This window comes from Acidovorax sp. GW823-FHT02H02 (assembly GCF_058797075.1).
This window is the reverse complement of sequence record NZ_JBXAJH010000037.1, coordinates 1-8,004: the sequence shown is the minus strand read 5'-3', so window position 1 is coordinate 8,004 and position 8,004 is coordinate 1. Positions and strand designations below refer to the sequence as shown.

Genomic DNA, 8,004 nt, shown 5'->3' with positions numbered 1-8,004 from the left:
CGTAGCCCGGCTACACCCCAACAGGTGGGGTCAATATTGGATGAAAAACCGGGGTCAGGATTACGCGGAAATCAACACACCATGCCATCGAAGCAGTCGATCACAGGCGAGAGGTAAACCTTTCCCGCCGGTATCTGGAACTCTGTAATGTCGGTGAGCCACTTCTCATTCGGTGCCGCCGCCTGGAAGTCACGATTGAGCAGGTTGTCTGGAGCAGGGCTGATCTCTCCGAGGTAGGACCCGTATCGACGCTTCTTGCGCGCGGGAACAATCAAGCCCTCCTGCTTCATCAGACGCTGCACGACTTTTTCAGACAGGTACAAGCGGCGTCTGCCCAGCGCCGCCCGCATGCGCCGGTAGCCATAGCTGCGGTGGTTGCTCTGAAACACATCGGCAGCTGCAACGCGGGCGTCAGCATATTTGTCAGGCCTTCGCTGGCGGGCGCAGTGGTAGAAGTAGGAACTGCGAGCAAGGCCAAGTTCGCCAAGTAGCTCTGCGAGCGAGTAGATGGGCTTGAGGGCGTCAACCAGCAGAGTCTTCTCCCGATTGCTCAGGAGCTGAGGGTTGACGCCCAGGCCTTTTTTTAGCAATTCATTGGCCTTCTTCAAGATGTCATGTTCGAGCTGAAGGCGGTGAATACTCTGTTGAAGCGACTCGACCTGACGCTGCAGTTCGGCAGCATCTGGCACTGGCGGTGAGTTGTTTTGACGCTTCATGGATGGGGGCACCTCGCGGCCGAGCAACTGATTCTTCCAGTTGTACAGCGTAGGCCGACACACCGCCAGCTTCTGGGCAACTTCTTGTGCGCTGGTCTTTCGGGTGCAAAGCTCAATCACCGCTGCGCTCTTAAGCGCGTCGGAGTGCAGGGTGTTCGGTGCCCGGCCCACCATTCGGTGGCGAACTTCGGGGTGCAGCTCGTCAATCCACTCGGCCAGTAGTTCCCGACCGGGATATCCCAATGCCCGCATGGTCGAGGCAATGCACCGATCGTGATCAAGGTAGTGCTTCACCGCCGCATGCTTCTGCTGATCGGAATACTTCTGTCCCGATCGCGAATACCCGACTCGCAGATCCTGGCTCCGCTCGTACTCCCGGTACCAGCCAATGAGGGAATTCTTGGTCGGATAGCCCAACTGACGGATGGTGGCCCCAAGGCGCTTGCCAAGATTGATGTAGAGCTTGACGGCTCGGATGCGGTCTTCGTAGGAATACATGAACTACCTCCAGGTAGTCCAAGTTTTTAGCCGCACCCCCGGTGGCTCAATTTTGAATCGGCGCCAACATATGCCGACCTTGGCTATTCAGACGCCGCAGAAATGCAGCGTAAGGCTTCTCTGGCGGCAGAAATTGCACGGGCAATCAAAGCTCGGCGCCTGACCCAAGACGCCGCAGCAAATTTGCTTGGGATTGACCAGGCAAAAGTTTCAAAGATCACTCGCGGCCAATTCCGTGGCGTGAGCGAAGAAAAATTGCTTGAGCTGATGGCAAAACTTGGCCACGATGTGACCATCATCGTGGGAAAGACCAAGCGACAAGGCTCCGGAAAGATTGAGCTTGAGTTCGCTTAGTCGTCCAACAACTAGGCCCCTATTCGTCAGCGTGGGAACTTTTTACATTGGCGCTGCACTTTCCCAGTTTTCGTGACGAGGTCATCCTTGCCAAGCAGCTCGGCGTGAAAAGGAGTACGGTCAATCGTATGGTTCAAAAAGATCAGCTTTTGCCCCCCTATGCAGCGGAGAGTGCTACGCGCTTGCTGGAACTTGACCAGATGGCGATGGATGTTTTTGCAACCGAAGAGGATGCTTTCAAGTGGCTTCGGCAACCTCATCCGATGCTGGAAGGGGATACGCCCTTGGACGCTGCAGAAACCTCCCTCGGCACAGCGCGCGTCAAGGATATTTTGCTGTCCATCAAATTTGGAGGTGTTGTTTGACTTCGTTTGGCCGAGGGAAGGCGCTCATGCTGCAGCCGTTATGAGGCGTGACTAAAAATCAGAAAGCGGTGCTCGCTTGCCTGTCCTCGGGACGTTCAGCATCTTGACGATAGCGACTGTCTTGAAACGACCCAAAACAGACATTAATCCATCACCCGGAAAGCGGTCTGCGATACTCCAAAATCGATAGCATCCAGTGGGCTGACCTTTTAGGATACGGCCAGTCCTGCGAGTGCACGCTACAAAGTATGAAAAAGCGTACTCGGTACAGGCAAGCGTTCCCGGTGTTTAGGCTATAGTGAATTTGCGAACGTGCTCGCTGATCAAGTCCATCAGTCGCATGGAGCGCAAAACAGGCGCGCCAAGTTTCGTGGATTTTTTATATCTGTATTTTTACGTAACGCATCAAGCGCCAAACTCGGCTGCAAACAACTTTCGGGGGGACGCCGTGTCCAGAATATCTTGCATCCTCAAAAATTTTTCGTAAATTCTGCGGTCTACATTGACATAAGAGATTCCCCACCAAAGTCAAACGAATTCCCCTTTCATTTGTTATCCGTTAGGAGTCCTGGCATGAACGTCAACCTAGATCTGCTGGCTTTTCGATTTTTTAAGTTGTTCGCCCAGTACGAATTTACTCTTAAGGAAAACGGATTCTTTCATGCGGACCGATCAGGAAACGTCATTGTTGATTGGGACAGTTTTGCGAACAAAGTAATTGGCAAAAGCTTTAAAGACGACTTGGGCGATCTCGCGTCAGCCGCAGAGTACATTCTTGACCAACCGCCTAAACGTCAAATGGTTGAGGGTGGTAGAGTGGTTTGGGTTGATGTGCCGGCAACCGACAAGTCAGTGCAAATTCTGTTTGGCCACATTTCGAGAGTGCGAAACAATCTATTTCACGGTGCAAAATTTAATGGCACTTGGTTTGACCCGACCCGAAGTGAGACCCTGCTAACGAACTCCTTGTCTGTTCTTGAGCGATTTCGCCAGAAGGCTGGCGTATGAATGCTGCTAATAATTTCGTCGAGAGCGACTGCCCAAAATCTGCGCTTCTGGGCTCCTTTCACGGCTTCGCAGCTACGGTGACCCCTTACGTCAAACTTTAGGCTCTCTTTTAAATCCTATGGCGCAGAAATTCAAACACTAACGAGGGAGCATCTTGAAAGCAATTTATTTATTTGTCTCATTTGCATTATTGACCGGGTGCGCAGGGCAGCAAACAAAAACCGATGCAGCAATCGCTTTTAGGGGTGCCGTTATCGGATCCGCGCCCCTTCCTGAAATGAAGCCACTGGAGAAGTCGCAACCAAGACTGGGCATCTCGTCCAGGGAAATTTCGGATGCATACACAATGCCAAACGAACCTATGAATTTGGGAGACTTGAAAATTAAAGAAGTCACCTACGAATACATCGGGCAAAGGCTTTTTCGCATCGAAGTCGACTTATGGACAGACAATCAGAAGCGTTGCCCCAAGGCATCTGAACTCATTATTGCACTAGAGTCTCAATACGGGATTTCTATGAAGCAGCATCAGGCTGACTATATTAAGCCTCAGTTCCTCTCCCAATGGCGTGGGCCTCAAGCTTGGGTGTCATACATTTGCCAACCCTGGAACTCAACGAACTCAATAATCATTGAGAGTCCTGCCCTTAGCCAGAAAGTTAAAGATCGATTGAAAGCGGCAAGGTCCGAGGATGAAAGCAATGCCGCCGAAAAGATGAAGCGAGCACTTCAATAAGAATCATAGTTTTCCTATGCCAGCGATTCCTACGTCTGCCACCAGCCTAACTGGTTGGTCAGACAGAGAAACCACAAGCTTCGCACTCCAGTGCAACTTACCTCGGGCGTTGAACGACCGGTATCGAAAGTGGGTAGTGGTAGCTATTGGCCGAATCGAGACACAACAGATCCCATTTTCCCAACCTGATCGGTCACTCCCCTGCGGCCAGATCGCCCCCTCACTCCCCCACTACCAACATATCCACCCAGCAGGTCGTGTACGCCGGTGACCTATGCTCCTGCCGCATAGCCCAGCGTGCGCGCTCCCCTGGCTCTTCAACGCCACCCGCAGCCAGCTTGACCGTTCCACGTCCATTGAGCTGGTTGAGTTCATCCATCACCCCCATCAGCCGCTCGCGCGAGCTCTCCAAAGAGTCCAGTCCAGCGGCTCCGGTTCCAGTTCGCCCTGCCGGAATCGCGCCGAGTGCAGGTCGGGCAGCATGACGTCCGCCTTGGTGAGCTGGTAGCCCGGCCGGTAGACCGTGCGCAGTCCCGCCAATGCCGCCTTCACGATAGACACCGTGTCACTGGTGGGTCGGAGCAGCGGCACGGTGATGGAGCGGGCGTACTGCGGCCCCTTGCGAAAGGGGCTGGTATGGATGAACACCAGCACATGGGCAGTACGGCTTGCCTGTTTGCGCAGCTTTTGTGCTGCCATGCCCGCAACGGTGGAAACCGCTTGCTCCAGGTGTTGGCGCCGATTGAATCTTGACAGTGTGTGCCGATCCAACTTTGATAGGGGGCGTGTAGCCAGCGTTGGTTAGGCTGACTGTGGATAACTATAGTCTCCTACTGGGCTTGCACCTCCAGACTGGTTTCGGTCTTTCTGTTCAATTCCCTGGATTTGATCTTTCCCTTGGCCTCCTTGGAGCTGTGGCGGAAGCGGTAGGACTCATTGCCAGTTTCAACGATGTGGCAGTGATGGGTGAGCCGGTCCAGAAGAGCCGTTGTCATCTTGGCATCACCGAAGACAGCAGACCACTCCGCGAACGTCAGGTTGGTGGTGATCAGAACGCTGGTGTGCTCGTAGAGCTTGGACAGCAGATGGAACAGCAATGCTCCACCGGCCTGGCTGAATGGCAGGTATCCAAGTTCATCCAGAATGACCAGGTCCATGCGCATCAAGCTCATGGCTATGCGCCCCGGATTTCCCTTGGCCTTCTCTTGCTCCAACGCATTGACCAGATCCACCGTCGAGTAGAACCGCACACGTTTGGAATGGTGCGTCAGCCCATTGATTCCCAGCGCCGTTGCCAAGTGGGTTTTGCCGGTGCCAGGACCGCCAATCAGGACAACGTTCTGCGCATCATCGGTGAAGCTCAGGTCCGCCAGCCTCTTGATCAGCACCTTATCCACGGGTGAGACCTCGAAGTCGAAGCCAGCAAGATCCCGGTGAATCGGGAAGCGTGCTGCTTTCATCTGGTGGGCAATCGAGCGCATGTGCCGATCCACGTCCTCCGCTTGAAGCAGGTGCTCGATCAACCAGCGCGAACTCTGAATCGTGGAGCCGCCATCCTGCTCCATAAGGTCAGCCCAGGCGCTGGCCATGCCATTCAGGCGCAGGGCCTTGAGTTCGCTTTGCACATCGCGTTGGGAATCAGGCATGGAGGGCTCCTTGATCATCGTTATGGGTGGGGCGCAGACGGTCGTAGCGTGCCGTATCTGCTGTGGGCAGGTGGGTGAGTTGCAGTGAGGTCTGTGCGTATTCCGGCAAGGGCGGCGCATTGAGCCGTGCCAGCACATTGCGTACATGCTCGGCACTGACACTTCCGTTGGGCGTGGCACCTTCAAGTACAAGATCAACCGCCACCAATACTGCGTCCAAGCCCGCCTGCGGCACACTGGCCAGCACTTGGGCCATGGTGCGGTCGCCGCCGGGATGCCTCAGAAGGGATTTGCGCAAGCGCTGCAAGGGCTCAGGCAAGTCCAGGAACGGTGCGCCGTTGCGCAGTGCACCGGGCTTGCGCTGCACCAGTTCAATGTAGTGCTGCCAGTCATAGGTGACTTGGCCACTGCCCGGCGTGCGGGCGTGGCTGGCGATGATGGTTTGCGCGCAAGCAATGTCCACCCGATTGGGGTACAGACGCGTGCTGACCAGGTGCCCAGCCCATTCGCAAGGAACGGAGTAGCGATTGCGCGCCACCGCCACCAGGCAGGTGCTACTCACCCGCGCCGGCTTCTCCACATACCCATCAAACAGCACAGGCACGGACATGAGGTGGGGCCGTTCCAACTCCAGCATCTCTGCCACCGTGAACTGCTTGTGGATCGGATGCACGGTGTCCGCCCACACCGAACGACAACGCTCCCCCAACCAGGTGTTGAGTTCGGTAAACGATCCAAAGCGCCTGCTGGTCGCCTCGATCCAGATCCTCCTGCGACTGTCCTGCACGTTCTTCTCGACTACCCCCTTCTCCCAACCCGAGGCGACGTTGCAGAAGTCAGGATCAAACAGGTAGCCGTTTTTCCCATCGATAACCCTGAATCCATCCAATCAAGGACATGGCATGACTATTTCCGAATCATTGTTAGCCCGACTGAAGGACCGAACACTTGTGCAAGAGGCGGGGTTCGTTGGCGGGATTTGGCAAACGGAATCCAGCAACAAAAAGACGTTTGAAATTACAGACCCTGCGACAGAAGAACTGTTGGCGACACTTCCGGATCTGGATATCGCTGATGCTCGATGTGCCTTTAACCGGGCCTATGTAAGTCAGAAAGCATGGGCTAAGAGGACGGCGAAAGAGCGCAGTCAGGTTCTGCGCCAATGGTTCGACCTTGTCATCGCGAATGCGGATGACCTCGCTGCGATCATCACCGCGGAGATGGGGAAGCCCCTCGCAGAAGCCAGGGGGGAGGTTTTATATGGTGCCTCGTACGCAGAATGGTTTGCCGAGGAAGCAAAGCGCACGTACGGTGACATCATTCCTCAGCATCAGGCAGACAAGCGGCTGCTCGTTGTCAAACAACCTATCGGTGTTGTAGCGGCAGTGGCACCGTGGAACTTCCCGTGTGCGATGGTGATTCGAAAAGTCGCACCCGCATTGGCGGCAGGGTGCTCCATTGTGTTCAAGCCGGCACCGGAAACGCCACTTTCATCGATTGCCCTGGCGGTCCTTGCTGAACGCGCAGGCGTACCTTCGGGCCTCTTCAGCGTCATCACGACAACGGCTGCTTCAGCGTTCGGAGAAGAAGCCTGCTCCAATCCGAAGGTAAGAAAAATCACATTCACTGGCTCCACGCAGGTCGGTCGCATCCTAATGCGCCAAGCATCCGAGCAGATCATGAAGGTGAGTCTTGAGCTGGGCGGCAACGCACCTTTCATCGTTTTCGATGACGCCAACATCGACGAAGCTGTTGAAGGCGCCATGGCTTCCAAATTTCGAAATGCCGGACAGACGTGCGTATGTGCGAATCGCATCTTTGTGCAAGCCGCCGTCTATTTGGAGTTCGCCGAGAAACTGTCGGCACGAGTATCGGAGCTGAAAGTGGGCAACGGTTTCGACGCGGAAACGACTATCGGACCGCTCATCAACGACAAGGCTGTTGTCAAAGTGCAGGGTCACATTGAAGATGCCATCGCCAAGGGTGGAACGGTGATTTGCGGCGGTACCACGAGTAACCTCGGCCGTAATTTCGTTCCTCCCACCGTGTTGACGGGCGTCACTGGAGACATGCGAATCGCGAGGGAAGAGACCTTCGGTCCAGTTGCCCCCTTGTTCAAGTTCGAAACGGTCGATGAAGTAATCGAGTTGGCCAACTCGACGGAATACGGCCTCGCTGCGTATTTCTACGCTGGCGACGTCAGTCGCGTTTGGACCGTCGCAGAGGCGCTGGAGTTCGGGATGGTCGGTGTCAACACAGGGCTGATTTCTACAGAGGTGGCTCCATTCGGAGGCGTGAAACAGTCTGGAGTGGGCCGGGAAGGGTCCCGATATGGGATAGAAGACTACATGGAGATGAAGTACATCTGCATGGGTGGTATCAAAAATTAAGTCAGGGCAGAACACCTTGAACACCACTCCCACGAACACAATGCCGCGAGTTCCACGTCAGGAAACGTCGTTGCGTGAAAGAACGACGCTGACGCTTCGTACGGCCATACTTGATGGGTTGTTCACGCCTGGGCAGAAACTGTCGGAGCGCGATCTGTGTGAGCAGCTTGGTGTGAGTCGCCCATTGTTGGCGCCGATTCAAAATTGAGCCACCGGGGGTGCGGATAAAAACTTGGACTGGTTTTATGCCGCAAGTCCAAGACTCACCCTGTATTCGATCGGACTGAGGGC

Annotated in this window: 8 protein-coding genes and 3 pseudogenes; 6 read left to right on the top strand and 5 right to left on the bottom strand. The window is 55.0% G+C overall.

The window, feature by feature from the left end; genetic code table 11:
* Positions 1-77: 77 nt before the first annotated feature.
* Positions 78-1,214, bottom strand: a pseudogene (locus AC1RDS_RS20830) (IS3 family transposase); the annotation flags it as partial.
* A gap of 81 nt (positions 1,215-1,295) precedes the next feature.
* On the opposite strand from AC1RDS_RS20830, the pseudogene AC1RDS_RS20825 reads away from it, so the two are divergent.
* The 4 genes and pseudogenes from AC1RDS_RS20825 to AC1RDS_RS20810 all read left to right on the top strand — a co-directional run.
* Positions 1,296-1,568, top strand: a pseudogene (locus AC1RDS_RS20825) (helix-turn-helix domain-containing protein); the annotation flags it as partial.
* Positions 1,569-1,615: 47 nt separating this feature from the next.
* Complete coding sequence (locus AC1RDS_RS20820; RefSeq protein ID WP_492227344.1) at positions 1,616-1,933, top strand: Xre family toxin-antitoxin system antitoxin; 318 nt, start codon at positions 1,616-1,618, stop codon at positions 1,931-1,933.
* Positions 1,934-2,506: 573 nt separating this feature from the next.
* The gene (locus AC1RDS_RS20815; RefSeq protein ID WP_492227343.1) at positions 2,507-2,941 is read left to right on the top strand and encodes a hypothetical protein; all 435 of its coding nucleotides are present in this window, start codon (positions 2,507-2,509) and stop codon (positions 2,939-2,941) included.
* Positions 2,942-3,095: 154 nt separating this feature from the next.
* Positions 3,096-3,677, top strand: a complete 582-nt coding sequence (locus AC1RDS_RS20810; protein WP_492227342.1) for a hypothetical protein — start codon at positions 3,096-3,098, stop codon at positions 3,675-3,677.
* A gap of 220 nt (positions 3,678-3,897) precedes the next feature.
* Here AC1RDS_RS20810 and AC1RDS_RS20805 read toward each other — a convergent pair whose 3' ends face one another.
* The 4 genes and pseudogenes from AC1RDS_RS20805 to AC1RDS_RS20790 form a co-directional block, all read right to left on the bottom strand.
* Positions 3,898-4,056, bottom strand: a complete 159-nt coding sequence (locus AC1RDS_RS20805; RefSeq protein ID WP_492227341.1) for a DUF4113 domain-containing protein — start codon at positions 4,054-4,056, stop codon at positions 3,898-3,900.
* A gap of 8 nt (positions 4,057-4,064) precedes the next feature.
* Positions 4,065-4,448 carry a DinB/UmuC family translesion DNA polymerase gene (locus tag AC1RDS_RS20800; RefSeq protein WP_492227340.1) on the bottom strand — a complete coding sequence of 128 codons (384 nt, stop codon included), beginning with the start codon at positions 4,446-4,448 and terminating at the stop codon, positions 4,065-4,067.
* Between the two features lie 59 nt (positions 4,449-4,507).
* Positions 4,508-5,323 (bottom strand): IS21-like element helper ATPase IstB, encoded by an 816-nt coding sequence (gene istB / locus AC1RDS_RS20795; RefSeq protein WP_200159924.1) that lies wholly within the window; start codon positions 5,321-5,323, stop codon positions 4,508-4,510.
* Positions 5,316-6,176, bottom strand: a pseudogene (locus AC1RDS_RS20790) (Mu transposase domain-containing protein); the annotation flags it as partial. The gene istB and the pseudogene AC1RDS_RS20790, both read right to left, overlap by 8 nt.
* 49 nt (positions 6,177-6,225) lie before the next feature.
* Here AC1RDS_RS20790 and AC1RDS_RS20785 point away from each other — a divergent pair.
* Together AC1RDS_RS20785 and AC1RDS_RS20780 are read left to right on the top strand one after the other, a co-directional pair.
* Positions 6,226-7,713 (top strand): NAD-dependent succinate-semialdehyde dehydrogenase, encoded by a 1,488-nt coding sequence (locus AC1RDS_RS20785; RefSeq protein ID WP_492227339.1) that lies wholly within the window; start codon positions 6,226-6,228, stop codon positions 7,711-7,713.
* Between the two features lie 40 nt (positions 7,714-7,753).
* Complete coding sequence (locus AC1RDS_RS20780) at positions 7,754-7,921, top strand: GntR family transcriptional regulator (RefSeq protein WP_492227345.1); 168 nt, start codon at positions 7,754-7,756, stop codon at positions 7,919-7,921.
* The last annotated feature ends 83 nt before the right edge of the window (positions 7,922-8,004 follow it).

Coding starts and splice junctions, on each gene's coding strand:
- AC1RDS_RS20815 (WP_492227343.1), top strand. CDS start 2,507: ATGAACGTCAACCTAGATCTGCTGGCTTTTCGATTTTTTAAGTTGTTC.
- AC1RDS_RS20785 (WP_492227339.1), top strand. CDS start 6,226: ATGACTATTTCCGAATCATTGTTAGCCCGACTGAAGGACCGAACACTT.
- AC1RDS_RS20805 (WP_492227341.1), bottom strand. CDS start 4,056: ATGGATGAACTCAACCAGCTCAATGGACGTGGAACGGTCAAGCTGGCT.
- AC1RDS_RS20780 (WP_492227345.1), top strand. CDS start 7,754: ATGCCGCGAGTTCCACGTCAGGAAACGTCGTTGCGTGAAAGAACGACG.
- istB (WP_200159924.1), bottom strand. CDS start 5,323: ATGCCTGATTCCCAACGCGATGTGCAAAGCGAACTCAAGGCCCTGCGC.